The organism is Roseibium salinum (assembly GCF_026240905.1).
In the GTDB taxonomy this organism is placed as follows: Bacteria; Pseudomonadota; Alphaproteobacteria; order Rhizobiales; family Stappiaceae; genus Roseibium; species Roseibium salinum.
Window position 1 is genome coordinate 1 of sequence record NZ_JAPEVI010000003.1, and the last position, 25,828, is coordinate 25,828.

The window sequence follows — 25,828 nt, forward strand, 5'->3', positions numbered from 1 at the left end:
TCGGCAAAGAGGATGCAGCCGATGGCGCACAGGCCGTAGACGGTGTAGGCGAGGCCTAAGGGTTGGGTCGTGCCGTCGAAGAACTGGCCCATGACATAGCCCAGAATGGCGCCGCCGAGCGTGCTGATGGTGCCGATGACGGACGAGGCGGTGCCCGCGATGGCGCCGAGCGGTTCCATTGCCATGGCGTTGAAATTCGCTCCCATGAAGCCGAAGGACGTCATGATGAGCGTCGCCAGGCCCAGGAACAGCCAGAAGTTCTCATAGCCGAGACTGGACTGCACGAAGATCACCAGTCCGAGAAGCGTATAGACCAGGGCCGCCACGTGGGAGAGGCGGCGCATGCCGATGGCCTCGACCAGCTGGGCATTCAGGAAGGACGAGCCGGCCATGGTGAGGGCGATCGCGGCAAAGACGACGGGGAAGAGCTTACCGAGACCGAATATGTCGACGAAGATCTGCTGCGACATGGCCAGGAACGAGAACAGACCGCCGAAAATGAATGCCGTGCCAAACGTGTATCCGACGCTGACGCGCGTGGTCAGCGCCGTCTTGTAGGCGCTGACGATCTTGGCAACAACCATCGGCCGCCGCCGCTCCGCCGTCAGGGTTTCCGGCAGGCGCATGGCCGACCAGAGCATCATGGCGACGCCTGCGAAGAGCAGCATTGCGAAGATCCAGTGCCAGCCGGCCACCAGCAGAATGGCCTGGCCGATCGACGGCGCGATGATGGGCACGGACATGAACACCATCATGACGAGGGACATGACCTTGCCCATGCGCCTGCCACTGTAGCAGTCGCGTACGACGGACAGCGCCGTGACCCGGGCCGCGGCACAGCCGATGCCCTGAACCACCCGGGCGATCAGCAACTGTTCGAGATCCGTTGAAAATATGGCGGCGACGCTGGCAAGACTGTAGAGCGCAAGCCCGCCGACAAGAACCTTCCTCCGCCCGACCGCATCTGTCACCGGGCCGAAAAACAGCTGGGCGCCGCCGAAACCGATCAGATAGGACAGCAGCACCAGTTGCCGGTCGTTGTCCTCGATGATGTTGAGCGCATCGCCGATGGCCGGCAGGGCCGGTAGCATCACGTCGATGGCGAGCGCGTTCAGCGCCATGATCATGGCGATGATGGCCACGAATTCGGCAAAGGGGATGCCCGGCTCGCGTACGTCTTCCTTGTATGGCGCGGACCGGGCCTGCTGTTGGGCGTGATAGGGGGCGGCGGACGTTTCGCTTGTGTCTTTCACGGGGATCGGAACCGGTTCAGGTGGCGGGCTGTCAAAGGAGCGGGGGAGTATAGAAGAGAGAATTTCCGAGCGATACATCCTGAGGGTGTAAATCTTGCACGCTGCGGCCGCCGCCCCGAACGGGCCAGGTCCAGTCAACGTGAGCTGATAGGATCGGCGGTCCAGCGCGCGGCGTCCTTGTCGTCACCCGACTTGGCGTCGACCCAGGTACCGGCGTCGCCCGACACGCGATGTTCCTTTTTCCAGAAAGGTGCGCGTGTTTTCAGGAAGTCCATCAGAAAATCGGCGGCCTCGAATGCGGCCCGGCGGTGTTTGGAGGCGGTAACGACGAGGACGATGTTTTCGCCCGGCGCGATCCTGCCGAACCGGTGGATCACGGTGAGGCCGGTCAGCGGCCAGCGGCCGATGGCTTCCGCGGCGATCCGGCCGAGCTCGGCCTCGGCCATGCCCGGATAGTGTTCCAGTTCCAGGGCGCTCAACGTACCGGCCTCGTCCCGGCAAAGTCCGGTGAAGGTGACCAGCGCCCCGACGTCCTTGCGGCCTTCGGTCAGGCGGCGGGATTCCTCGCCGGCGTCGAAATCCTCCGCCTGAACCCTGACGAGTGGTTTCACCTGCATGGTTCAGCCGCCCGTCATCGGCGGGAAGAACGCGATCTCCCTGGCGTTGCCGAGGCTGGCATCGGTTTCCACATGCATCTGATCGAGAGCGATGCGGATGGCGTCGTCTTCCTCAAAGGCGGCGGCGTGGTTCTCGTCCAGCGTCTTCAGGTGCGAGATGAGGTCGGCAACCGTATTGACGCCGCCCGGCACCTCGATCGTTTCTTCTTCGACGCCCACCCGTTCGCGGACCCAGGCGAAATAGCGGATATTCATGAAAACCTCTCGTTGATCCGGCGCCCCGCGCGGGAGCGATCCGGCACTCTACTCGGTGATGAGATGGCCTATCCCGGCCCGGAAATAGTCGTAGCCCGTATATAGGGTCAGTGTGGCAGCGAGCCAAAGGGCGATCAAGCCGGCAAGGGTTGTGCCGGGCACGACAGTTTCGCCCGCAGGTCCCGCCAGCAGGAAGGCAACCGCGACCAGCTGCACGGTGGTCTTCCATTTCGCCAGCTTCGTGACCGGAACGCTGACCTGCAGTTCGGCCAGGAACTCGCGCAGGCCCGAGACCAGGATTTCCCGGCACAGGATGATGATCGCCGCGATCATCGACCAGCCGCCAATCGTTCCGTCTCCGGCCAGCACAAGCAGACTGACGGAGACCAGCAACTTGTCGGCGATGGGATCCAGCATGCGTCCGAGCGCCGATTGCTGTTGCCAGGCCCGGGCAAGGTAGCCGTCAAAGAAATCGGTGATTGCCGCCACGACGAACAGGCCGAGGGCGATCCAGCGCGGCGTATTGCCCTCGAAGTAAAAGCAGATCGCAACGGCCGGAACCGCCAGGATGCGCCCATAGGTCAGAATATTGGGCAGGCTCAGAACAACGTCTCGTGTCATGTCGGCTTTCAGAATTCACGCAATGCATCCGGGAACCGTTTTCGGCAGCCCTTCCGGCCGCCGGTCCGCAACGTTTCTCGTCGCCCTCTAGATCATTCCGCGTCCGGCTGGACGCAAGATGCTCTAACGCTATTTGTATCATACAGCGTTCAACCGCCATCGATCGAACGTCAGCTCATTCAGGAGAATTTCCAGCTCCGACGCAGTAACGGCCACCGTCAATCGAATATGCTATCGCCTTGCTGGTCAATCATCATTTTAGCCTTGCGCACCATCTCGTTTGCCGCACCTGTCTCATCCGGCAGGGTGTCTGCGCGAATGAAGGTATGCGTCCTGGTGGTGTCGCCGACCTGTTTCTCGATCCGGCCCGACACTTGCCACTGGCCGTTTGCCGGCCGAGGTTCGGCGATGATCAGGTACTCCTGATAAGCCACTGTCATCGCCTCCGACTTTGTCTTCGCGCCTTCGCCGGACCCACCGAAGAGGGACTTGAACATCTTGCCGATCATCCTGAAACCCGTTGCTCACCTGTTTGCATCTCTTTTACGGGCGGGAGGTTGGAGCTTCAAGGGTGTTGGCTGGTGAAATAAGCAACCCGTGTGCTCGAACGCGTGGCCGGGCCGGTAACTCCGATTGCCGCGCGGGAACCGGCCTGGCCTCTTGCGGGCCGGCCGAAGGTTTCGAGGACACGCCGGAAGTCTACTTGTTGCGCCCCGGTGCATTCACGCTGTTGCCGCGCGCGCCGTCATTGAATTTTTCTCCGGCATTGCCAACCGCCCTGCCATTGCCGGGATTGTTGGGAACGTTGGCGGCGGCCGGTGCAGGCTCTGCAGCCGGAAGGCCTGGAGGTGCGTTGATCGGTACCGTGGCCGGTCGCTCTACCGGGTCCGGGGAGTTCCTGGTGCGCACGGTGGTGCAGCCCGCGCTGTATTGCTTGAATTGCGGCTGCAATCCGGTTTCGTCCTCAAGGAGCGGGAAGAGGGTTTTGGTCCGGCCCCTGACCGCGTCGGAATTGAGCCGGCCCTGCGAAACGCCTCCCCGTCCGACCAGGACGTAGTCACAGCGGTTCCGCACCTCGCGGCAGTTTTGCGCGCGGTCGCACACCGTCAACGCACCGCGCAGCAAGGCGATGTTCGTTCCCTGCGGCGTGATGGTCACGTCGAAAGCGGTACCGCGCACGCCGATCGTGCCGTTGGGGGTCTTGATGCTGTAGGCAGCACTGCCGCTGCTGCCGCTGATGAACCGGAACGCGCCGCGCGTGGCACTGACCGTCAGCTTTTCCACGCTCGAACTGCTGCTGTACACGAATTCGTCGATCTTCACGTCGGCATTGGGACCGACGACGATCTTGGTGCCATCAACGAGCCGGATCTGAGCGTTGCCGCTCGCATCGGCGCGCAGCCGGTCATTTTCAAAAATGTCGGTGTGAATCCGAACGGTTCGCGCCGAGGCGCCCCCCGTCGCCTTTACGGTCCGGGCTGCGTCGACGGTAACACCGACCTTGCCCGCGACCGCGGCGGTTGAAAGGATAGCGGAAAGAGAGATTGCAACAGCAACCGGCGCCAGTCTCATGCCCGCTCCCTCCTTATTTCAATCAATTGGAAATTATAACACTTCGTTAACCAAATCACCAAACGAATCCCGGGCCCCATCTCGGCCCCCGTCCGGCGTGTCGGGAAAAATTTTCCGGATGATGGCAATTGTGTGGCATAAATCCAGGTGCCGGGCGTTGATCTGTGCCGGTCGGGAGCCTGCTGATGGGCCGAAAACTGTTTAACCTGCTGCGCAATACGCGCGTATTCGTCATGCTTCTGACGTTGATGCTGCTGATTGGCGCCCGCGAAGTGCGCGTGTACGACCCGGCATTCATCGCTTCACTGCGTTCGCTGACCTTCGATGCCTATCAGCGCCTCAAGCCGCGTGAGCCGCTCGGCCAGCCGATCCGCATCATCGATATCGACGAGGAGTCGATCGCCGAACTCGGCCAGTGGCCGTGGCCGCGCACGTATATTGCCAGGCTGCTCGACCGTATCCAGGCACTGGGGGCCGCCTGTGTCGCCTTCGACATGGTCTTTTCCGAGCCCGACCGGACCGGCCCGACCGGCTTTTTTCGCGAACTGGAGGAATCCGATTGGCCCGGGCGTGCCGAAATCAAGGCCTTTCTGTCCGCAATTCCCGACAACGACCTTGTTCTTGCGCAGTCGATGGCCAGGGTGCCGACCGTCCTGGGCTTCTTCAACGAGCCACGATCGCAGATGGGGCTGGCCGCCCCCAAGGCGGGCTTCGTGGTGCTCGGCGAGGATCCGGCACCGCTCCTGAGCCAGATCCGCAGCAGTGTCATGAGCCTGCCGCCCTTTCGGGAGGCAGCGGCGGGCAGCGGGACAATTTCGCTCGGGCACGGCGACGCGGACGGTGTCGTGCGGCGGGTGCCGATGTTCATTGCCGATGGCGAAAATCAGAAATATCCGGCCATGGCGCTCGAAACACTGCGTGTGGTCCAGGACGCGGGCACCTATGTTCTGAAGACGACCCAGGCAAGTGGTGAATTCAGCGCCGGAACGCAGGCAATGACCGAATTCAAGGCGGGGCAGTTCGTCGTGCCCGTCACCGCCGACGGCCAGCTTCTGATCTACTATTCCTACAACGACCCGTCGCTCTACCTGTCGGCGAAGGATGTCCTGACGCTGCCGGATGAAGACCTTGCGGCCCTGATCGGGGGGCACATCATCCTCTTCGGTGCCTCGGCCTCTGGCCTGCGCGACATCAGGCTGACGGCCCTTGGCGAGAGCGTGCCGGGTGTTTTCATGCACCATCAGATCATCGACCAGATCCTCTCCGGCGTTTTTCTCAACCGTCCCGACTGGGCGACCGGTGCCGAAATAGCCGCCCTGTTCGTGGTCACCCTCATCATCGCCGCGGTGCTGCCCGCCGCGGGAGCCTATGTCTCGGCAGGCATCGGAGCGCTCCTGAGTTTCGCGGTGTTCGGCGGCAGCTGGGTCGCCTTCTCCCGCTACGGCATATTGCTCGATCCGGTCTTTCCCATGATGGTCTCCGGTCTCATTTTCCTGCTGACGACGATCATCATTTTCGCCGTCTCGGAGCGGGAGAGGCGCTTCATTCGGGGCGCCTTCCAGCGCTACCTTGCTCCCGACCTCCTCAAGACCCTCGAGGCGCATCCCGAGTCGCTGAAACTGGGCGGTGAAATCCGGGAGATGACGCTGATGTTCATGGACGTGCGCGGCTTCACGCCGCTATCGGAGAAACTGACGCCGGAGGAGCTTGTCTCCTTTCTCAACCGTCTGCTGTCTCCGCTGTCCGACGCCATACAGAGGCGGCAGGGCGCCATCGACAAATATATCGGCGACTCCATCATGGCCTTCTGGAACGCCCCGCTGGACGTGGCGGACCATCCGGTCAAGGCCGCGCGCGCGGCGCTCGAGATGGTCGAGATCGTGAAGGAGCTGAACAGAACCGACGCATTCGGCTTCAAGCAGGCGGAAAACGGCGTGGGGGACGTAAAAATCGGCATCGGCCTCAACAGCGGGCCGGGCTGCGTGGGTAACATGGGGTCGACGACGCGCTTCAACTATTCGGTGGTCGGGGACGCGGTCAACATGGCGGCAAGAATCGAAAGCTCCTGCAAGGAGATCGGCTGGCCGATCCTGCTATCGGACGCCACGGCCCGGGCCTGCCGGGACTTCGCCATGCTGGAGGCCGGAAGGCTGGCGCTCAAGGGCAAGAGCAAACCGGCGGTCCTTTACGCCCTGGCCGGCGATGAAAGCCTCGCCCGGACGGATGAATGGAAGATCCTGGAAGGCCGTCACATCAAGCTGATGGCCAGGCGCGCGCAAGGCGCGCACGGCGCCGAAATCGAGGCACTCGTGAACGATTGCCTCGCTGTGGCCCCGGACGACAGGTTTGCGGACTTCTATGCCAGGCTGTGCCGGCGCTCGGACGACGTTGCGGCCGCCGAATAGCAAGGCACGGGTTCCGGACCGGGCGGCCGAGACCGCACCTCTCACTCAAGTGGCACCGGAACTGTAACCTCGTCCTTCACCAGTTCCATGGCCACAAAGGAGTGGGTCTGGTGGACGAAGGGCAGTTTGCCGATCCGGTGGCCGAGAACCGCACGGTAATGCGCAATGTCGTGCGTCCGGACCTTGAGCAGGTAATCGAAATTGCCGGCCACCATCAGGCAGCTCTGGACTTCCGGAATGAGACGCACCGCGCTGTTGAAGCGCTCAAGGGCGTCGTCACTGGTTCGGTCCAGTGTCACCATGACGATCAGCACATGGCCGGCGCCAAGCTGTTCGGGGTCGAGATCCGCTCGGTAACCGCGGATAATGCCGGCTTTTTCCAGACGTTTCACGCGTTGGGCGCACGGGGTCTTGGTGAGATTGACCCGATTGGCCAGCTCGACGATCGGCAGACGACCATTTTCCTGGAGCTCACGCAGTATGCTTCGGTCGATGCGATCCAGCTTCACCAGCCATATTTCCTATATTTTTGCCATAATTAGGCCATTCTACACTATAAATGGCGAAGTTTGGAGCCTTTTCCTAGGCAAAACGACTGATATTGGAGGTGGAAGGACTAAAACAGAATTCGGATGCAGCGAAACACTGTGCCCCGAGCGCCGAAACCCGGCAGAAAAGCCTTCCGTCTCGGGGTTGGCCGCATCCGGCCACAGAGGGAATATGTGGATGTCAGGTACTTATATTGTCGGTTACGACGGGACCGACGCCTCGCATCGGGCGGTCGCGCTTGCGGCAAGCCTTGCGAAATCGTCCGGCGCGCGGATCCATCTCGTGCATGTTTTGGAATGGTCGCCTTACAGCTTCCTGACCCAGGAGGAACTTGCCGAGCGGCACAAGCGGCGCGCAGAGGAGCTGAAACGGGCGGAGAGCCTGCTCGAACCGGCGGCGAAGGAACTGGAGGCCAAGGGCCTTCAGGCAACGAGCGAAGCCCGCTATGGCCATGCGGGTGAACTGTTCTGCGGGATTGCGGAAAAGATCGGCGACAGCCAGATCTTCATTGGCCGCAAGGGCTCCGGAACGCTGGCGGAGCGTCTGTTGGGCGGACTGGCGATCACGCTGGTCCAAGCCTCACCCGTGCCGGTGACGGTCGTTCCTTAAGCGGGTCGTCCGCATCAAGTTGTTTTCCTGAAAGGTTCAATCCATGAAAAAGCTGTTTTGCGCGGCGGCCTTCGGCCTGCCGTTTGCCCCCGTGCATGCGTTTGCCGGTGTCGATGAAGCGATCAACAACGCAATCGCTCCCATATCCAACATCGTGGCCTCGACGATCTTCTATTCTGTCCCTGTCGCCGGGACACAGTTTCCGTTGATCGTCGGCTGGCTGGTGCTGGCCGCGGCCATCTTCACCATCTATTTCGGCTTCATTCAGTTCCGCGCCTTCGGCCATGCGGTATCGCTGGTCAAGGGCGACTATTCCGACCCGGAGGACGCCGGCGAGGTGTCGCACTTCCAGGCACTTGCCACGGCACTTTCGGGGACCGTTGGGCTCGGCAACATTGCCGGCGTCGCCGTCGCCGTATCCATCGGCGGGGCCGGGGCGACGTTCTGGATGATCCTTGCCGGTCTCCTCGGGATGGCTTCCAAATTCACCGAGTGCACCTTGGGGGTGAAATACCGCAATGAACTTCCGGACGGCACGATCTCCGGCGGCCCGATGTATTATCTTTCCAAGGGGCTTGCGGAAAAGGGCAAGGCGGGGCTCGGCCGGTTCCTCGCGATCTTCTTCTCCATCTGCTGCGTGGGCGGTGCGCTTGGCGGCGGCAACATGTTCCAGGCCAACCAGGCGTTCCAGCAGGTCGTCAACGTGACGGGTGGCGCGGCCAGCCCGCTTGCCGGGTTCGGCTGGCTGTTCGGCCTGGTGATGGCGGTGCTGGTCGGCAGCGTGATCATCGGCGGTATCAAGTCCATCGCACGGGTGACGGAAAAGATCGTGCCCCTGATGGCCATTCTCTACGTGGGAACAGCACTCATCGTGATTGCCATGAACTTCGATAGGCTCGGCTGGGCGTTCGGCGAAATCATCGGTGGGGCGTTTTCGCCGGAGGGAATTGCCGGCGGAGCGGTCGGCGCCCTGATACAGGGCTTTAAACGCGCGGCCTTCTCCAATGAGGCCGGGATCGGATCGGCGGCGATTGCCCATTCGGCGGTGCGCACGAAAGAGCCGACGACCGAGGGTGTCGTTTCCCTGCTGGAGCCGTTCATCGATACGGTCGTCATCTGCACGATGACTGCCCTGGTGATCATCTTCACCGGCGTACTCGACACGGGCCTCACCGGCGTGGAACTGACCTCCGCGGCCTTTGGCGCCCAGGTGGCCTTCTTTCCGTACATCCTGGCGCTGGCGGTGCTGCTGTTTGCCTTTTCCACCATGCTGTCATGGTCCTATTACGGCCTCAAGGCCTGGACCTACATGTTCGGCGAAGGGCAGCGGACGGCAACCCTGTTCAAGCTGATCTTCTGCGTCTTCGTGGTGATCGGCGCTTCCATGAGCCTTGGTCCGGTCATCGACTTCTCCGATTCCATGATCTTCGCCATGGCGCTCGCAAACATCGTCGGCCTCTATATCCTCATGCCGGTCGTGAAGCAGGAGGTTGAGCAGTATTTCGGCAAACTGAAATCCGGAGAGATCCGGAAAATCTCGGCAACTGCCTAAATCTCTGCTGACGGCCACCCGGCCGCGTTGGAGCCCCCGCGTTCACAAGAGCGCGGGGGCTGTCTACGTCCTTCAGATCCTGGAGCTTCACGCGCATCCTGTTTCGCTTGCCCGGTCTGGGCCAGCTACCCCTGGCCGAGGGAACGGCAGGGGGACCGATCCTAGGACTTGTCCTCGCCGGATACCGTTTCAAGCATGTCGGTTACCATCTCGTAGCGGACCTGCATGCACAAGTCGCGGGCCCTGTTAAAGAAGGTCTTGTCGGCCTGGGCCACCGCACCGTCCTCAGTCTTGACGCTGTTCTCCACTTTCGTGACGGTGCGCATGCAGTCGCGAACCGAATTGTACGATTTTTCCTGGCCGGTGGCCTGGGCTGCGAAGAACGATGTCGCCAGAACGGTTATCAAAAGCGGCGTAATCTTCTGGGATTGGAAACTCACGGGTTTCTCCTGATTCAGCTGATGACTTGTATGTCTGAGAGTGAACCGTTTTCGTCCTTCGTGGGATCGAGGTCCTGTCGCAGACGATCGGCGTTGCTTCCAGCGCAGGCAGACAAGCAGGCGATGCAACGCTGGTTTCGTGCAAAATGCACGGGCGGACCGACCACATCCGGTCACTCCGAGGTCGCCTTATGCTGACGGCGAGCGAGTTTGCAAATAAACGCGGTCGGCAGATCACTGATATGTATATCGCCGTAGAACTGGTTTCGTCAAATCAGGATATGTTGAACAAGTTGATGATCCGATTGTTATGTGATTGCTTTCCAAGTCAAAATAAAAAATTCAGATATGTTATTTCTTGCTTCTCGCCAATGTGGGCTGATTTTGGGTAGGCAGTTGAGTTCTTGTCCAGTTCACCCTGGTGTTCACGCAAATCAACTACCTCTGGCGCTGAAAACAGCCTGAACATGTCTGGTCCGATCGCAATCGGCACAGCCGTCAACTCGATCAAATCTACCCGCGTAGCCTAACCAAGCTTCCCGTGCGTCCAGTGTTTCCGGCACAGCGGTACGTAGCGCTCGTTGCCGCCGATCACCACCTGGTCGCCTTCCTCGACAATGCGGCCTTCGGCGTCCAGGCGCGCGACCATGGTGGCCTTGCGGCCGCACCAGCAGATCGTCTTGATTTCCTTCAGGTTGTCGGCGAGGGCCAGGAGGGCGGCGCTGCCTGGGAAGAGCTTTCCCTGGAAATCGGTCCTGAGGCCGAAACACATCACCGGAATGCGAAGCTGATCGGCGACTTTGGCGAGCTGCCAGACCTGGCTTTCCGTCAGGAACTGCGCCTCGTCGACAAAGACGGCATCGACGGGTTTGGAGTGATGCGATCCGCGAACATGTTCGTAGATGTCGTCCTGGGCGGCGAAGATGTCGGCATCCGCAGACAGCCCGATCCGTGAGGCGATCCGGCCCTTGCCGCCGCGGTCGTCGAATGCGGCAATCAGCAGGAGCGCGTTCATGCCGCGTTCCTTGTAGTTGTAGGCGGCCTGCAGCAACACGGTCGACTTGCCGGCGTTCATGGAGGAGTAGTTGAAATAGAGCTTGGCCATGCGTCCTGATCGGGAATCGGTAAAAACTGGGCGCAGTGTTTCCAATCCGCCCGGCAGGCTCAAACAGCCTGGGGTTGAAGTCACAGGCTAGAGTATCCGCCTTGCTCAGGAACGACCGGAAATGGGCGCCATCCCTTCCTTGACCAAGAGGGATACTCTAGTCGACAGATTCGCCCGTCTCCGGGTCCGCCGGAGATTGCGGGTCAGGATCGGCGGCCGGCTGCTGGACGTCTTCCAGTGCAAGTTCGACGATGAGCGGCAGGTGATCCGAGCCGATATGCGGGCCGAGCGAGACATCGGTCACCTGAACGCCGCCGGAGACGGCAAACTGGTCGACGGGAGCCCCCAGAATCCAGTGCAGGCGATAATGGAAGAAGAACCGCGTGGTCTGCGGAAAACCGCCGGGATAAGCGGTGCTAAGGCCGTTTTCTTCCAGCGTTTGCTGAAAACGTGCGGACCACGGCGCGCTGTTCCAATCTCCGATGGCCAGAATGTTGCCGGAGTTTTCAGTCTGAAGGCTCCGGACGAGCCGGTCGACTTCATCGAAATAGCGGCGCTTGTTCTTCCAGCGGCTCTCGCTTCTCGGGCTGTCCGGATGAATGGCCACGAGGTGCAGCGGCTTTGCGCCGGTGTCGAGGGTGAGCGCGAGCAGTTCCCGGTCCGCGTCGTAATAGACAGTGGAACCCGATGGCAGCTCGCCCTGGATGACCCTCGAGTCCTCCTTCAGGACGGGAAAGCGCGAGTAGACGACAAGGCCGCCAAGCTCACCGATTTTCAGATGGGCCGGGAAACCGTTCTTCCCCGCGCCGCCTGCGGGCAGGCCGAGCCGTTCCCAGCGCAATTTCTGCAGACCCCAGAGCACTTCCTGCATGACGACGACATCAGGGTTTTCTCTTTCGAGAAACGCCTGCAGGACCGCGTCGCCCAGGAACAGATGCTCGATGTTGATGGAGATGACCTTGACCGGACGTCTGCCCTCCTGCTGCGCAGCCGTATCGACCGTATTGGCCATCGTGCGCGCCGCAGTCAGTCCGGCAAGGCCGAGAAAGGCGAGGAAGGCGCAGAACCAGAGTGTCCTGTAGAGCATGGCAAAGCGGTGGCGGAGCAGGAGCCCGACGGCTCCGGCAAGGCATCCGGCAAGCCCGGCCGCCAGAAACTGCCTCAAAAAGAAGCTCATGTTGTCCGCAACCCAGTAGTCCGGCGCGGCAAAACTCATCAGCCCAAAGGCGGAAACCGCCAATGCGCCAAGACATCCGCACCAGCAGACGAGGGACAACAGCGAGACGAGCAGGGGACGCCGGGGGCGGGAACTTCGGAACAGCATTCAATGGCAATATTCAGTTGCAGGGGCTGAGCGCAGCCATAGCACACTCTGGATGCAACTGCCCGGGGAATCTGTGCGGACGGATCGTGCCCGGTGACAGGCGGGACCGAGCAGCGCCGCGAACATTCCCCGGCCTATTCGTGAAAGTGGTCGTAGACCAGCTTTGCGATGGCCTCCGAAATACCGGGCACAGCGGCAAGGTCTTCCATGCCGGCCCGGGAGACGGCCTTGGCGGTGCCGAAATGGCGCAGCAGCGCCTTCTTGCGCGTGGGGCCGATGCCGGCGATCTCGTCCAGCGGGTTCCTGGCGATGTCCTTCTTGCGGCGGGCTCGGTGGCTGCCGATGGCGAAGCGGTGGGCTTCGTCGCGCAGGCGCTGGACGAAATAGAGCACCGGGTCACGTTCGGGAAGCATGATGGACGGGCGGCCGGGCATGAAGAATTTCTCCCGGCCCGCATCCCGGTCCGGACCCTTTGCAATGCCGACAAGGGGCACGTCCGTGATGCCCAGGCCTTCCAGCGTTTCGCGCGCAGCCGTAAGCTGCCCCTGGCCGCCGTCGATCAGCACCAGGTCTGGCCAGGCGGGCATGTCGCCGGCCGCCGGAGCCGCCTCCTGGCCGCCGTCCTCGAGGGTTTCGGGATCCGGCTCTTCCGCGGGGGCGGGCGGTTCCTCGCGGGCATGCTCCTTGAGCAGGCGAGAGAAACGGCGGGTCAGCACCTCGCGCATCATGCCGTAGTCGTCACCGGGTACGAGCTCCTCGGATTTGATGTTGAACTTCCGGTACTGGCCCTTGGCAAAGCCTTCCACGCCGGCGACGATCATGCCGCCGACCGCGTTGGTGCCCATGATATGGGAGTTGTCGTAGACCTCGATACGGCGCGGAGCTTCTTCAAGGCCAAAGGCTTCGGCAACGCCCTTGAGGAGCCGGGCCTGACTGGAGGTTTCGGCGAGGCGGCGGCCGAGGGCCTCGCGCGCATTGGTGAGCGCGTGGTCCACCAGGTCCTTCTTCTCGCCGCGCTTCGGCGTTGCAACCTCGACCTTGCGGCCGGTCCGCTCGCTGAGAGCCAGCGCGAGCAGGTCCTGCTCGGCGATTTCGTGAGAGAGGAGTATCTGTTTGGGGGCCGGTTTGTCGTCATAGAACTGGGCGAGGAAGCTCTCCAGAATGTCGGCTTCCTCCAGGGACTTGTCGGCTTTCGGGAAATAGGCCCGGTTGCCCCAGTTCTGGCGTGTGCGGAAGAAGAACACCTGCACGCAGGTCTGTCCGCCCTCCTGATGTATTGCGAAGACGTCGGCTTCTTCCACCGATTGCGGATTGATGCCCTGATGAGACTGGATGTGCGACAGAGCCGTCAGGCGGTCCCGGTAAATGGCGGCCCGCTCGAATTCCAGGTTCGAGGAAGCCGCTTCCATCTGCTGGGCGAGCTGTTTCTTGATCAGCTGGCTGCGGCCGGACAGGAACGCCTTGGCTTCCGAAACGAGGCCGGCATAGTCGTCAGGGTCGATTTCGCCGGTACACGGGCCGGCGCAGCGCTTGATCTGGTATTGCAGGCACGGACGGGTCCGGTTCTCGTAGTAGCTGTCCGAACAGGTCCTGATCAGAAAGGCCTTCTGCAGGGCGTTGATCGTCCTGTCCACCGCGCCGGCGGATGCGAAGGGGCCGAAATATTCGCCCTTGCGCTTGCGCGCGCCGCGGTGCTTGACGATCGCCGGTGAGGCGTGGTCGCCGGTCACCAGAATATAGGGAAAGGACTTGTCGTCGCGCAGCAGGACGTTGAAGCGCGGGCGCAGCCTCTTGATCAGGTTGGCTTCCAGCAGCAGGGCTTCCGTTTCCGTCTGGGTGACGACGAATTCCATGGCCGCCGTCGACAGGATCATGCGCATGATCCGGTTGGACTGACCCTGCAGGCGCGTGTAGCTGGTCACCCGCTTTTTCAGGCTCCGTGCCTTGCCGACGTAAAGAACCTCGCCGTTCTCATCCAGCATCCGGTAGACGCCGGGCCCGTTGGGCAGGCGTTTCACCTCGTCGGCGATCACGTCCACCCCCTTCTTCACGGGAGCGGTCTCGCGGGCGGCCGTTTCATTGACTGGGTTTTGAGAATCGGAGCTGTCCTGCATGACAGTCATTTAAGCGCGTATTGCATCCGGGGAAAGAGGGGCGGCTGCACTCGTTGCGGCCGGTTCAGGGTACGGACCCCGGGTCAGACGACCTTTCCGAGCATGTAGACCGAGGCGATGTAGGTGCAATAAGCCACAGTCATGGCAAGGCCGGCCATCTTGCCGAGGCAGATGCGGAATCCGGCAAGCGCGGTGAGCAGCAGCGCACATGCCAGCATCACCCATATGTCGAAATTCATCACTTCCGGCGGGACATCGATCGGCACGACAACGGCGGTGATGCCGATGATCGCCAGGAGGTTGAAGATATTGGAGCCGATGACGTTGCCGATCGCCACTGCACCATGCTGGCGTATGGCGGCCATCAGCGTGGTTGCGAGTTCCGGCAGCGAGGTGCCGAGCGCGATGACGGTGAGGCCGATGACGGCCTCGCTGACGCCCCAGGCCGATGCGATCGAGGTGGCCCCGCTGATGGTGAAATGCGCGCCAAGCGGTAGGCCGACGAGACCAAGCAGGACATAGACGACCGCAATCCAGGCGGACTCGGGAACGTCTTCCACGTCCTCCAGGATCCCATCGTCTCCTTCCAGTTCGTTCACGGCCACCGCAGCGCCGGCCGCGGCGGCTGCAATGCCCTTCTGTTCCCTGCGGTGATTGCGGGCGACCATGGCGGAAGCGCCCAGGAAGAGACCGAGGAGAGCCAGAAGAACGACGCCACCGGCCAGGCCGATGGGGGTGAGAAAGCACAGGGCGATGAAGACGAGGGTCACGGCCACCATGAAGACCGCGTTGCGCGTGGCGCCGTTTTCGCCGCAAGGGGTTGCCGCGATCAGCGCAGGCAGGCCGAGCACCGCCAGGACGTTGGCGATATTGGAGCCGACCACGTTGCCTATGGCAATGCCGCCCGAACCGCTGAGGGCGGCCTTCAGCGAAATCACCAGCTCCGGGGCGGACGTTCCGAAGGCAACGATGGTCAGGCCGATGATGAGGTTGGGAACTCCCAGGCGTTGAGCGATCCCCACAGACCCCCTGACCAAGACATCACCGGCGATAATCAGAACAACCAATCCGCCTGCGAGGCTTAAGTAGTCAAAGAGCATTTATGATTTCCGGTTCGGCCGAATTGTGATCGTCGAGCGCTTTGCCTGGAGGAGGACGGATTGCACCCGGGCGCCTTATACGCAATAGATTGGTATGGGGGAAGCCGGGTGCAAGCACCTTTTGCCTGACAGGCCCGAATGGCCCGGCGGCGTTGCAAATTGCAATTTTATTAAAAGGCCATTCATCCTGTCAGAATATTGCCGCCTTTTGTCATCAAAACTCCCAATTCTAAATTCCGATCCGCCACAAACACGGTCCATACCATTGTGTGGGAGTGTGGGGACGCGGCTATGTGCGTCCAACTCATTACTGGCCAAGTCCCTTGGCCATCTCAGTTTGAATTAAGTGGATCTGGAGTATCTAAGATGAAACGTCTTGCACTTGCAGGCTTGGTATTGACGGCCGGAGCAGTTCCTGTCTGGGCTGCGGATCTGCCGCAATCGCCGGCACCTGGCAGCTATGAGGTTGTTCCGGCCCCACAACAGACCATTGACTGGACCGGCATTTATCTGGGTGCCAATCTCGGCTGGGCCTTCGGCAATTTCGAAAACCGCTCGGGCGGCATCTCCGACCTGGACGTCAGCACCAACGGCGTCACCGGCGGGCTTTATACCGGCTACAACTACCAGATAACGCCGAATGTCGTCGTCGGTGCGGAAGCCGACTTCAGCCTGACCGACCTGGAAGACAGCACGACCAGCGGCGGCCTGACCGTTCAGTCCAAGTCGGACTGGAACTCCAATATCCGCGCACGGTTGGGTTACACGTTCGACCGGTACATGATCTACGGCGCCGGTGGTCTCGCACTGGCCGATGTTGAAGTCAACGGCAACGGCGACAGCGACAGCAAGACGGCTCTCGGCTGGACGTTGGGCGCCGGTGGTGAGGCTGCAATCACCAACAATGTCAGCGCAAAGCTTGAGTATGTGTATCAGGACTTTGGCGAAGAAGACTTCAACCTGAACGGCACGGCCGTAAGCTCGAACTTCAGCAATTCCCAGGTTCGCTTCGGTCTCGGCTACAAATTCTGATTGGACGAATGTCCCTCGTGAAATCAACCCGGCGCCGCAAGGCGCCGGGTTTTTTCTTTCCAGCCTACTGCAGCGGGGCGGGGGCATTGTCCGGCAGGGGCGCCGGCGGCTGTCTGGTGGCCGTGTAGAGCGGAACACAGGCCTCGAAGGCGTCGAGCCAGGCAACCAGCCTGGGGTGGTCGCCGCGCCACTCGCCGCCAAAGCGCAGGTCCAGGTATCCCAGAGCGCAGGCGAGGGTGATCATGCCGGCGTCGACGTCCTTGTCGCTCGAGGGAACCGGAGGCGTGTCGGCTTCGAAATGGGCAAGGCCACGATCGACCTTGGCTGCCTGATAGGCGTCCCAGGCGGGGTCCCGGTATTTCGGTTCCTTGAACCGCTTCTCATAGACCCGCAGCAGGGCCGCATCCATGATGCCGTCCGCGAGCGCCTGGTCGCGCAGCACTGCAAACCGGGCCTCGCCGGCCGGAATGAGCCTGCCGCCGCCGGCCAGGAAATCGAGATATTCGACGATCACCGCGCTGTCGTAAAGCACATCGCCGTTTTCGAGGATCAGGGCCGGTATCTTTCCGAGCGGATTCTGACCGCGCAGGCTGTCGGACGGATCGGCCGTGTTTGCGTCCACGACTTCAATCCGGTCCTTGAGTCCCAGGATGGCCATGGCGATTTTCACCTTGCGGCCGAAAGGCGAGGGTGGAGACGAGCGCAGTTTCGTCATGATCCTAACTCCAGGCAGAGGGAATTCGGGTGCGCCGGTTGCTAGCGGGCAACCGGTGGGGGAACGGCGAGGCTGGCGGCCCGGCATGCGGCGCGATCGACGGAGGGACAGGATCTGAACGCCAGGTCCCTGGTCAGGCAAATACGGACCTCCTCCAGTTCACCGTCAACGCAGGAGACGGCCATGGCATCGTCCTCCAGGCCCGGATTGGCGAGGCGGAACGCCCGTTCGACCGTGGCCGGACTGGCCTTGCCGCGGGTTTCCAAGGCTGAAAACACGCCTGGAATGGCGATTTTCTCGAAAGCCTTGCGGGTCAGCGAGAAATAATCCTGCGGGTCGAGACCGGAGCAGGTGCCGTGCTTGCGCCATTGGTGGAAGACAAGGCCGTGGCTCGGCATGATGTCCTCCATGTCGACCGCGATCTGACGGTCAATGCGCTGCGGTGGGCCCTCACAGGATTCCGGGTAGCCTCTTTCATATTGCGGCCAAAGGCCGTGGACGATGAAGCGGAAGGGTTCGTGCACGCCACATTGGTAGCGGCTGGCGTCCTCGCCCTCCTGTTTGCAGTAGGTCGGCGACCAGGAAAGCGACAGAACATAGAAGTCGAAGTCGCCGGGCTGATCCGCCAGGACCGGCGCGGAAAACACGGACATCAGAAGGCCGACAGCCAGTCTCCATGCGCGGCTCGCTAATGCCATCGAAAGGACCTTCCGGAATATATGTGCTTAGTGCGGCCGCGTGGTGCTGCAATGCGCGCCATAGACCCGCCACTTGTCGAGCGGCGCCAGACAGGCCTCCACATTCCAGCTCACGCCGACAAAGCCGGCATGTTCCTCGACCAGGTAGTGCACGGACTGGTAGCTGCCGTCGGAAAGGCTGGCCTTGCCGCGGCAATAGCGGCGTGCCACAGGGCTGATGCCGTTTATCTGGTAGCCGACTTCCTGAACCTGATCGATGCCGAGAATGGTGCGCCCGCCGTAATAATCCTTGCGAGCTCTGGCAACGGATCCGGCAACGGCGCTTTGCACGGAAGCGGCAGTGCATTCCGGCAGGCGGTTTTCACCAGCAAAGGAAAAGTAGACGCGGTCGTCCCGGGCCGAAGCCGGGGCGGAAAGAGCGGCAGAGAGGATCAGTGCGGACAGAAACAGGCTGGCGGAACGGGCAAGATGCACGACAAGATCTCCGGTATGCAAACTGTGACGATGACGATGCGGGAGGCCGGTCCGGAGGTCAAGCGCTGATCCCCGCAAAAATTGACATGGTGTGCCGTTATTCGCCGATCAGTTGCTGCACATCCCAGCTTGCCCCCGGTCCCTGATGCAGGACGTTGCACAGCCATGGCAGAACCACGCGCATCTCGTCCGCCAGCGTGAAGGGCGGATTGATCAGCGTCATGCCGGAGCCGAGCATTCTCGTGTCCGGCCCGCTCCTGCCGACATTCAGCTCCAGCGTCAGAACGTCCCGCAGGCCGGCTTCCTTGAAGGCCGCATGCATGCGTCGGATCGACCAGGCGTCCTTCATCGGATACCAGAGCGCATAACTGCCGCCGGACCACTTTTTCCAGCCCTTGACGACCGCATTGGTCATTTTCTCGAATTCGTCGGTCGCCTCATAGGCCGGGTCGATCAGAACCAGGCCGCGCTTTTCCTTCGGCGGCAGGAAGCTTCCCATGGCCAGCCAGCCATCCAGATGGATGGCCTTGACCTGATGATCGCCCGCAAAGAGCTCCGACAGGGTCTTGAAATCCGCTGGATGCAGTTCGGTCAGGGTCAGCCGGTCGCTCTTGCGCATCAGGCTACGGGCAACACAGGGCGAGCCGGGATAGCATTTGAGTTCGCCACCGGGATTCATCCGGCGGACGACCGCCAGCCAGGGCTCCAGCAACTCCGCGACGGGCGGGGGGATATCACTGGCAAGCACCTTGCCGACGCCCAGCTGCCACTCGCCGGTTTTCCGGGTTTCTTCCGACGTCAGGTCATACCGGCCGGTGCCGGCATGGGTGTCCAGAATGCGGAAAGCCTTGTCCTTGCGCTGGAAATACGCGATCAGCCGCGTCAGAACGACATGTTTCAGCACGTCGCCGATATTGCCCGCGTGATAGGCGTGCCGGTAGTTCATGATGCCGAACCCGCCGGTTCCGGCGCCCGCTTCATATATACGACCGCCTTGTCGCCGTGATCGGATCTGCCGATCTCCTCAAACCCCAGCCGCTTGTGAAAGCGCACGGAGCCGGGGTTGGGCGGGCGTTCGTTGACTTCGCAGACAAAGCAGCGCTGCGTGCCGGCAAAATGCCGGAAAAGGGCGGCATAGAGCGCGTCGCCGATCTTCTGCCCCCGAAGAGTTTCGTCAACGGCAATACGGTCGGTATAGGCGAAATTCGACAGGCGTTCGCTGAGCCACCGGTAATTGCGGCTTTCATATCCCGTGCCGTCGCCGATGCACAGCAGGAACCCTGCGGCTGTTTCGCCGGCCTCGGCCACCAGGCATATGAGCGCCGAATTGATGAGGTCCAGAAGCTCTTCCGCCGTCAGCTCATTGACCGCGGGAACGGCGGCATTGTTCAGCTGCAGAAGCCTGCTCAGGTCGCCCGGCCGGCAGGGGCGGGCGGTGATGAATGAAGTCGAAAGGGAGGAAGACGGCTCGGACGTCATGAAACCACCTGAGAAGATTCTGGAGCCGCGTTATAGGCGGTGGGGCGAGCCTTGAAAAGGTGTGGGCCGGAAATGTCTCTCGCGCCACCGTAAGGGAGCCAAGGCGCAAAAGAGGTGGGGCGTAAAAGAAACAGGGCGCAGCACAGCCGCGCCCGGGATCGCACGAAAGGGCAATGCGATGACCTCGATCAGCGGACGCTCAACCGGAACCGGCCGAACGTCCGCTGATACGGGTCTTATTGCTCTGCGCCGTCTTCCTCGGCCGGGCTGCCGCCCTCTTCAAGGACTTGAAGATTGACGGCCTTCGGGCCCTTGCCCCGACGGTCCGGCTCGGTCTCGAAAGAGATCCGCTGGCCGCTGTCGAGTGCCGAAAGACCGGAGCGTTCTACGGCGGAGATGTGCACGAACACATCCGCATCGCCTTCATCGGGCGTGATGAAGCCGAAGCCTTTGTCCGTCTTGAAGAACTTTACGGTGCCGGACTGACGCGGGCCGCGTTCCACCGGTGGCATGTCCCGGCGCGGGCGGTCTTCGCCGCCTTCGCGGTTGCCATAGCCGCCGGTTCGGGCGCCGCCGTAGCCGCCGCCACCTTCACGGTTGCCGTAGCCGCCGCCTGGTGCGCCTTCGCGGTTGCCATAGCCGCCGGTTCGGGCGCCGCCGTAGCCGCCGCCACCTTCACGGTTGCCGTAGCCGCCGCCTGGTGCGCCTTCGCGGTTGCCATAGCCGCCGCTTCGGGCGCCGCCGTAACCGCCGCCACCACCTTCACGATTGCCGTAACCGCCCCGGTTGTCGCCGCCCGGGCCAGCTTCGCGACCGCCGCCGTATCCACCTTCGCGATTGCCATAGCCGCCGCTACGGCCACCGCCGTCTCTCTCGTTGCGGCCGTGGCCGCCACCAAAGTCGTTGTCGCGCCCACCGCGGTAGCCGCCGTCCCGACCACCGCCGTAGTCTCCACCGAACCCGCTTCCGCCAAAATCACTGCCGAAGTCTTGCGGACCGCCAAACTCGCGTTTGCCGCCGCGCCGACCACGCGACCGCCGGTCCGAATCTCCATCGTGCATTACCAAATCACCTTAACTGCTGCGCCCTTTCGGCACATAAGGACCACTCTCACCCGCCTTCACAGTCGAGTTACTTCCCATAGGCGCACATGGTGCGCCCGTTCAACACTCTGAATTCGGGTTGAAACAATCCTGCTGCATCCCTATCCAGCCGCTGCGTCAACATCATAAGGGCGGGAAGGGCAAAACCGCAAGAGAATCCTTGGTCCGCGCGCTAATTCGAAGCGTTTTTCGCGGGCCAGGAGTTTGACCATTTGGACAAGTCGGGTTCCGTACCGTCACACGTGTTCCTTGTGGCCTCTTCAAGAAGCACCAGGCCGGATCCGTTCCACACCCATCGGTTCCACAGGCCGCATTCGCCGACTCCCGAGCCCTTGAAATAGCTGACAAGCTGCTGATCCGCAGGGCTCCAGTGAGCGTTGTAGATCAGATCGGTCGCGATCGGTCCCTGGTCGGACATGCGGGCAACGTGGATCTGGCGGGCCGCGCCGTCCTTGCTCGCCAGAACCGCGACATAGGGGCTGTTATGTGCGGTCGGGGCGCCGCAGGGGATGATGTAGAGCGACGCGTTTTCCGGCAGCGGCACGCGTACGGCATTGAGGCTGGCGAAGATGGCGGGATCGATTTCCGAACACAGCCGGTTGGCGGACCAGACCGCGGCGACTTCCGGCGGCAACTCCTGCGCACTCATGACCGGCAGCGCATGGGGCGCGTCCTCGGCGGGTGCGGTGCCCGGCGCCACGATGGCGGCAACGGTGCCCGTGCGGTTCTGCCGGTTGTCGAGCCACAGCAGGCTGGCCTTCAGGCCCTGAAGGGACACGGGGACGCTTATCGGATCCGCGCCGTCCTCGGCCGCGGGCAGACGGACCGTCAGTTCCTTGCCCTCTTGCAGGGCTTTCAGAAGTGTTGCTGTCGCCGGCCCGGTCGGATACCAGAAGCCTTCGCCGCCGAGAGGGCGGAAACCTGCAGGAGGCACCACCGCGCCTTGCATTTCGCGCAGTTGCTCGAGCGGCAAGGCCTCGACCGCCGCTCCGTCCACATCGAAACGCAACGTGCCTTCCACGGGCAGCGTGGTGTTGGTGGTCAGGCGCATGAGGGGCTGGGCCTCGGCCGGCCAGTCGCGGATAATGCGCAGGTCCACCCAGACGGACTTTGTGCGGGTGAGGGAAGACGCAAAACACACCCCGGTGTTGCTGCAGTCCGCCGTCCAGCTGTCGAAACTGGGGGCGGTCCGGCCGGGCTGCGCCACTGCGCTGGACGCGGCAGCGAGAGCCATTGCGGCGGAAATCAGAAATGTAAGCAGTCTCAGCGTCATTAGGTCCGGTGACTCGATTGAGTTTGCCTTCTTCTCAGAGGCCTATACTCTTGTACGAAATGTGCGCGATAAGGTGAAGCGGCTTGCAAGCAGAAACATGCCGGACATAGGTGTTGTCCCGCATTTCTTGCTGTACTATGGGCCAAATGTTTCGGAAGGAGACGGCTGTGACGCAGGAGACCTCAAATCCCGGCGGGGAAGACACGACTGGCGGAGGCGATGAGGACACGCCGCCGATTCAGGTGATGGTCATCGTCGTTACGCCTTTCCAGCAGAATTGCTCCCTGGTCTGGGACCCGGCGACCATGCGCGGCGCCGTGGTCGATCCAGGCGGTGACGTGGACCGTATTCAGGCGGCCATCGATAAGCAGGGTGTCACCGTCGACAAGATCGTGCTCACCCACGGCCATATCGACCATGTGGGCGGTGCGGCCGATCTGGCCGCTGCCCTCGGCGTTCCGGTGGAGGGGCCGCATGAAGCCGACCGTCCGCTGATCGACCGCGTGGCCGACCAGGCGGCGCAGTTCGGCGTGGAAGGCGTGAAACCGGTCACCCCCGACCGGTGGATGGCCGAAGGCGACCAGGTGGAGATCGCCGGCCGGATGTTCGATGTCCTCCATTGCCCGGGCCATTCGCCGGGACATCTGGTGTTCGTCGAAAAGGAATTGCGGTTCGCGATTTCAGGCGATGTCCTGTTTGCCGGTTCGATCGGCCGCACGGACCTGCCAGGGGGCGATCATGCCGCGCTGATCAGGTCGATCAAGGAAAAGCTGCTGCCGCTCGGAGACGATATCTCCTTCGTGCCGGGCCATGGACAGGCCTCGACACTCGGCCACGAACGCGAGACCAATCCGTTCCTGACGTGAAGCTGCTTCTGATCGCGGAGCGTTGGCCCCTTACAGCAAGCTCCTGAGATCTTCGATCCGGTCGTTGACCAGCCAGCCGTAGTAGTTCTCCTTGGGCCAGGTTTGTCCACTGCGGCGGAATTTGGCCGCCCGATCCCAGGGGTCGCCGAGATTGTAGAGCGTTGCGGTGAGGCCGGGGTTCTTGGAAATATCGACCTTGCCGGCCGATTTGTAGGCGGCAATGGCGTCCTGAATGATCGCCGCCATGTAGTGCAGCGAGACGTTCGGGTCCATGGTCGCCTTGTAGACGCTTTCCGCGTTGGCGGCATCGAGCTTGCGGAAGTTGCTCTGCCTGGCGACCAGATCGCTCATCTTCAGGACGGTCAGCGGGCTCAACTGACCCAGGCCAAAGCTTTGGCCGGAAAAGAGCGGCTGGAAGAAAGCTTCGTTGAAGTTCTTCCTGGGATAGCGGGCGCCATCCACCGTGCGGCCGCGATACTTGGCGTTCCAGACGCTTTCATAACAGGACCAGCGGCGGTTGCTGCTCTTCTGGATATCTTCCTTGCGGCAACGGTCGAACTGGGGCCGCTCCACGAATTCATCGACGTGTTCGCCGTTCAGCTCGAAGCTGAAGTTGATGCCGGCATAGGCCAGCGCCTTGACATAGTAGGACTGGGCGCTGTCCAGCGTGTCGTAATTATAGGTATGCTCGCCGACGATCGCGCCGATGATATGGACCGGATCGATGCCGTAGCGCCCGGCCACCCGCTTGATCGAGGAAATCAGGCGGCGGTCGCGCCGCAGAACGCCCAGCACCTTTTCGAACTTCGCGTCATAGCTGGATTTGGAGGCCGACGTCCGGCGCGCCGAGGCAAAGGGAACATCCGGCTGCGAGCGAAGCCGGTTGCCTTCCGGCACGACACGGACCGATTGGGCGTGGGCAGGCTGGGTGAATGAGACACCGGGCAGGACGGGGTTCAGCAGCAATCCGAGGGCGAGGCATCCCGTCACCAGCCTGGATCCCATTGAAAGCCGACCTGTCTTCCTGCGTGTCATGTTCGCTCTGCGCCTGGTATTGTTGTTTTCAAGGCGCTGGCGATGAAATCCCGCGCCGCTGATCCGCAGCGGTTTCACACTTTCCGCTGAACGCGACTGCAAATAACCCATTTTGCCAAAAGCCCCCAGTAAAAAGCACCCCGCCATGGAAGATGCAACTGCTTCCTCCGTTTAAGCGGGGGCCATCAACAAAGAAGTGATGCAGGTCACTGGTTCAGGTTTTCCGTGAAACCTTTGCCGGGGCAATGCTGCCGGCAGGCCCCATCAGCAGGCGGACTTCCCCCGGAACGGCCAGGAAGTCGTAGAAAGCCTTGTGGTGCCGCAGGCCGCAGAGTTCGCGCTGAATGGTGACATGCCAGAGCGCTTCGCCGGCCTGAGCCTGAAGGTGGCGCAGCCTGTCCTCGGGCAGGCCGGGTTCCTCGCGGGCCTCCTTGAGCCGGGCAAGCGCCGTCTCCAGCTTCTTGTTCAGCCGGGAAAGCGTTGCCGCCTTCTCGTTGAATATCTCCTGCTCCAGCGCTGCTGCGAGCGGATCCTTGTCGGTATCCCGGGCGGATCGGGGCGGGCGGACGATGGACATGGGCGTTCCAGAAGAGGGGGACTTGCTCTTTGTGCTTACGGACAGCAGGATGGTCCCACAGCCGGGTTGATCAGGGCGAGCCCGTTCAAGCTGGCGCGGTCTGCACCCCCGTAGATCCGCTCCGGGCCGGAAAGTTTCGTCGAGGCGGCTCCCAGCCCCTAGCCTAAATGTGGGCGCATAGTATGAAAATCAACCAAATCACTTTGTTCCCGGGGACTTACAGGGTTCGCACTGCTTATGGCAGAGTCTTGTGGTCAAATTTTTGGACGATCTGATTATGGCTTTTATTGACCTCGTAAGCAAAATTATTTTGGGGCATCGGTTGCACGAAGTTATCTAAAAGGGCAATGTGCAATGCACAAAGAGTTCAAACTATTTATACTTGCAGTAATTGCGGTGATTTTTTGTATATTAATATACGCAACAGTTCCATTTCCATATGATGGATATCTAATTACATTCGTTGGTTTCTCGATGTTGATTTTCTATCTGGTAAAACGTTAGTTGTTTTGAGATGCTGACCGCATTTCAGTTAGAGGTAGGAGTTCGCCTCCGCCATGTTTTTTTCGTCTTTGCCATGCACTATAATGATCGAAACAACGGAACCGTCTGCCGACGGGATCGGCAACTTCAAGTGACCAGTCTTCGACAGCCGAGCCCGGTTCGCTCCAGAGCGATCAGTGCATTCAATTCTATGAGCCCGTATCTTAGGCCAGTGCCATGAGCGATTTCGACCTGAAGCCCAAAATCAAGCAGCAGACCAAGGTTCAGAAGCCGAAGCTCTACAAGGTCATTCTGCTCAATGACGACTATACGCCGCGGGAGTTCGTCGTGCTCATCCTGAAGGCCGAGTTTCGGCTGGACCTGGCACAGGCAGAGGTCGTCATGCTGACCGCGCATCAGAAGGGCGCCTGCGTCGTGTCCGTCTATCCCAAGGACGTGGCGGAAACGAAAGCGACCCGGGCCATCGATGCTGCCGGCCAGCTCGGCTATCCGCTGCAGTTCGCGGTGGAGCCGGAATAAGCCGGGACGGGTGCCGATCCCGGAGACAAGGCCCAGA

Annotated in this window: 27 protein-coding genes; 6 read left to right on the forward strand and 21 right to left on the reverse strand. The window is 61.6% G+C overall.

Annotated elements, in window-relative coordinates; genetic code table 11:
* The 6 genes from ON753_RS04385 to ON753_RS04410 form a co-directional block, all read right to left on the reverse strand.
* On the reverse strand, positions 1 to 1,253 hold a 1,253-nt coding region (locus ON753_RS04385; protein ID WP_265961356.1), incomplete at its 3' end, for a multidrug effflux MFS transporter.
* A 134-nt stretch (positions 1,254 to 1,387) separates the two neighbouring features.
* The gene (locus ON753_RS04390; protein ID WP_265961357.1) at positions 1,388 to 1,870 is read right to left on the reverse strand and encodes a molybdenum cofactor biosynthesis protein MoaE; all 483 of its coding nucleotides are present in this window, start codon (positions 1,868 to 1,870) and stop codon (positions 1,388 to 1,390) included.
* A gap of 3 nt (positions 1,871 to 1,873) precedes the next feature.
* A complete protein-coding gene (gene moaD / locus ON753_RS04395) occupies positions 1,874 to 2,125 on the reverse strand; it encodes a molybdopterin converting factor subunit 1 (RefSeq protein WP_265961358.1) in 252 nt (83 codons plus the stop codon).
* A gap of 48 nt (positions 2,126 to 2,173) precedes the next feature.
* Positions 2,174 to 2,746 carry a CDP-diacylglycerol--glycerol-3-phosphate 3-phosphatidyltransferase gene (pgsA, locus tag ON753_RS04400; RefSeq protein ID WP_265961359.1) on the reverse strand — a complete coding sequence of 191 codons (573 nt, stop codon included), beginning with the start codon at positions 2,744 to 2,746 and terminating at the stop codon, positions 2,174 to 2,176.
* A 218-nt stretch (positions 2,747 to 2,964) separates the two neighbouring features.
* Positions 2,965 to 3,255, reverse strand: coding sequence for an HlyU family transcriptional regulator (locus ON753_RS04405; RefSeq protein WP_265961360.1), 291 nt, complete (start codon positions 3,253 to 3,255; stop codon positions 2,965 to 2,967).
* Between the two features lie 190 nt (positions 3,256 to 3,445).
* Positions 3,446 to 4,318 carry a FecR family protein gene (locus tag ON753_RS04410; RefSeq protein ID WP_265961361.1) on the reverse strand — a complete coding sequence of 291 codons (873 nt, stop codon included), beginning with the start codon at positions 4,316 to 4,318 and terminating at the stop codon, positions 3,446 to 3,448.
* 185 nt (positions 4,319 to 4,503) lie between these two features.
* Here ON753_RS04410 and ON753_RS04415 point away from each other — a divergent pair, with 185 nt between their 5' ends.
* A complete protein-coding gene (locus tag ON753_RS04415) occupies positions 4,504 to 6,723 on the forward strand; it encodes a CHASE2 domain-containing protein (RefSeq protein WP_265961362.1) in 2,220 nt (739 codons plus the stop codon).
* Positions 6,724 to 6,764: 41 nt separating this feature from the next.
* Here the strand turns inward: ON753_RS04415 and ON753_RS04420 are convergent, their stop codons facing one another.
* Positions 6,765 to 7,232, reverse strand: coding sequence for an Lrp/AsnC ligand binding domain-containing protein (locus ON753_RS04420; RefSeq protein WP_377047233.1), 468 nt, complete (start codon positions 7,230 to 7,232; stop codon positions 6,765 to 6,767).
* A 217-nt stretch (positions 7,233 to 7,449) separates the two neighbouring features.
* Here ON753_RS04420 and ON753_RS04425 point away from each other — a divergent pair, with 217 nt between their 5' ends.
* Positions 7,450 to 7,881 (forward strand): universal stress protein, encoded by a 432-nt coding sequence (locus tag ON753_RS04425; protein ID WP_265961363.1) that lies wholly within the window; start codon positions 7,450 to 7,452, stop codon positions 7,879 to 7,881.
* A 43-nt stretch (positions 7,882 to 7,924) separates the two neighbouring features.
* Positions 7,925 to 9,433, forward strand: a complete 1,509-nt coding sequence (locus ON753_RS04430; protein WP_265961364.1) for an alanine/glycine:cation symporter family protein — start codon at positions 7,925 to 7,927, stop codon at positions 9,431 to 9,433.
* Positions 9,434 to 9,594: 161 nt separating this feature from the next.
* Here the strand turns inward: ON753_RS04430 and ON753_RS04435 are convergent, their stop codons facing one another.
* From ON753_RS04435 to ON753_RS04455, 5 genes are all read right to left on the reverse strand, one after another.
* On the reverse strand, positions 9,595 to 9,873 hold the full coding sequence (locus tag ON753_RS04435) for a hypothetical protein (protein ID WP_265961365.1): 279 nt from the start codon (positions 9,871 to 9,873) through the stop codon (positions 9,595 to 9,597).
* Between the two features lie 526 nt (positions 9,874 to 10,399).
* Complete coding sequence (locus ON753_RS04440) at positions 10,400 to 10,978, reverse strand: thymidine kinase (protein WP_265961366.1); 579 nt, start codon at positions 10,976 to 10,978, stop codon at positions 10,400 to 10,402.
* A gap of 157 nt (positions 10,979 to 11,135) precedes the next feature.
* A complete protein-coding gene (locus ON753_RS04445) occupies positions 11,136 to 12,302 on the reverse strand; it encodes an endonuclease/exonuclease/phosphatase family protein (RefSeq protein WP_265961367.1) in 1,167 nt (388 codons plus the stop codon).
* Positions 12,303 to 12,436: 134 nt separating this feature from the next.
* Complete coding sequence (gene uvrC, locus ON753_RS04450) at positions 12,437 to 14,416, reverse strand: excinuclease ABC subunit UvrC (protein WP_323054793.1); 1,980 nt, start codon at positions 14,414 to 14,416, stop codon at positions 12,437 to 12,439.
* An 83-nt stretch (positions 14,417 to 14,499) separates the two neighbouring features.
* Complete coding sequence (locus ON753_RS04455) at positions 14,500 to 15,516, reverse strand: calcium/sodium antiporter (RefSeq protein WP_265961368.1); 1,017 nt, start codon at positions 15,514 to 15,516, stop codon at positions 14,500 to 14,502.
* A gap of 366 nt (positions 15,517 to 15,882) precedes the next feature.
* On the opposite strand from ON753_RS04455, the gene ON753_RS04460 reads away from it, so the two are divergent.
* A complete protein-coding gene (locus ON753_RS04460) occupies positions 15,883 to 16,548 on the forward strand; it encodes an outer membrane protein (protein ID WP_265961369.1) in 666 nt (221 codons plus the stop codon).
* Between the two features lie 64 nt (positions 16,549 to 16,612).
* On the opposite strand, the gene ON753_RS04465 is transcribed toward ON753_RS04460, so the two are convergent.
* The 7 genes from ON753_RS04465 to ON753_RS04495 all read right to left on the reverse strand — a co-directional run bounded on the left by ON753_RS04465 (position 16,613) and on the right by ON753_RS04495 (position 22,290).
* Positions 16,613 to 17,263 carry a glutathione S-transferase family protein gene (locus ON753_RS04465; RefSeq protein WP_265961370.1) on the reverse strand — a complete coding sequence of 217 codons (651 nt, stop codon included), beginning with the start codon at positions 17,261 to 17,263 and terminating at the stop codon, positions 16,613 to 16,615.
* A 41-nt stretch (positions 17,264 to 17,304) separates the two neighbouring features.
* Positions 17,305 to 17,961 carry a ribonuclease T2 family protein gene (locus tag ON753_RS04470; RefSeq protein WP_265961371.1) on the reverse strand — a complete coding sequence of 219 codons (657 nt, stop codon included), beginning with the start codon at positions 17,959 to 17,961 and terminating at the stop codon, positions 17,305 to 17,307.
* Between the two features lie 27 nt (positions 17,962 to 17,988).
* On the reverse strand, positions 17,989 to 18,435 hold the full coding sequence (locus ON753_RS04475) for a cytoplasmic protein (RefSeq protein WP_265961372.1): 447 nt from the start codon (positions 18,433 to 18,435) through the stop codon (positions 17,989 to 17,991).
* Positions 18,436 to 18,532: 97 nt separating this feature from the next.
* Positions 18,533 to 19,381: a 23S rRNA (adenine(2030)-N(6))-methyltransferase RlmJ gene (locus tag ON753_RS04480; protein ID WP_265961373.1), complete on the reverse strand. Its 849-nt coding sequence runs from the start codon at positions 19,379 to 19,381 to the stop codon at positions 18,533 to 18,535.
* A complete protein-coding gene (locus tag ON753_RS04485) occupies positions 19,378 to 19,914 on the reverse strand; it encodes a GNAT family N-acetyltransferase (protein WP_265961374.1) in 537 nt (178 codons plus the stop codon). The genes ON753_RS04480 and ON753_RS04485 overlap by 4 nt, the downstream gene beginning before the upstream one ends.
* Before the next feature lie 236 nt (positions 19,915 to 20,150).
* Positions 20,151 to 20,975, reverse strand: a complete 825-nt coding sequence (locus ON753_RS26665) for a cold-shock protein (RefSeq protein WP_323054681.1) — start codon at positions 20,973 to 20,975, stop codon at positions 20,151 to 20,153.
* Between the two features lie 214 nt (positions 20,976 to 21,189).
* A complete protein-coding gene (locus ON753_RS04495) occupies positions 21,190 to 22,290 on the reverse strand; it encodes a DUF1176 domain-containing protein (RefSeq protein ID WP_265961376.1) in 1,101 nt (366 codons plus the stop codon).
* A gap of 245 nt (positions 22,291 to 22,535) precedes the next feature.
* On the opposite strand from ON753_RS04495, the gene ON753_RS04500 reads away from it, so the two are divergent.
* Entirely contained in the window at positions 22,536 to 23,156 is a 621-nt protein-coding gene (locus tag ON753_RS04500) for an MBL fold metallo-hydrolase (RefSeq protein WP_323054794.1), read from the forward strand.
* A 30-nt stretch (positions 23,157 to 23,186) separates the two neighbouring features.
* On the opposite strand, the gene ON753_RS04505 is transcribed toward ON753_RS04500, so the two are convergent.
* Together ON753_RS04505 and ON753_RS04510 are read right to left on the reverse strand one after the other, a co-directional pair.
* A complete protein-coding gene (locus ON753_RS04505; protein ID WP_265961377.1) occupies positions 23,187 to 24,191 on the reverse strand; it encodes a DUF1402 family protein in 1,005 nt (334 codons plus the stop codon).
* 214 nt (positions 24,192 to 24,405) lie between these two features.
* Positions 24,406 to 24,768 (reverse strand): DUF6665 family protein, encoded by a 363-nt coding sequence (locus tag ON753_RS04510; RefSeq protein WP_265961378.1) that lies wholly within the window; start codon positions 24,766 to 24,768, stop codon positions 24,406 to 24,408.
* Between the two features lie 720 nt (positions 24,769 to 25,488).
* Here ON753_RS04510 and clpS point away from each other — a divergent pair.
* On the forward strand, positions 25,489 to 25,791 hold the full coding sequence (gene clpS / locus ON753_RS04515) for an ATP-dependent Clp protease adapter ClpS (protein WP_265961379.1): 303 nt from the start codon (positions 25,489 to 25,491) through the stop codon (positions 25,789 to 25,791).
* Positions 25,792 to 25,828: the final 37 nt, after the last annotated feature.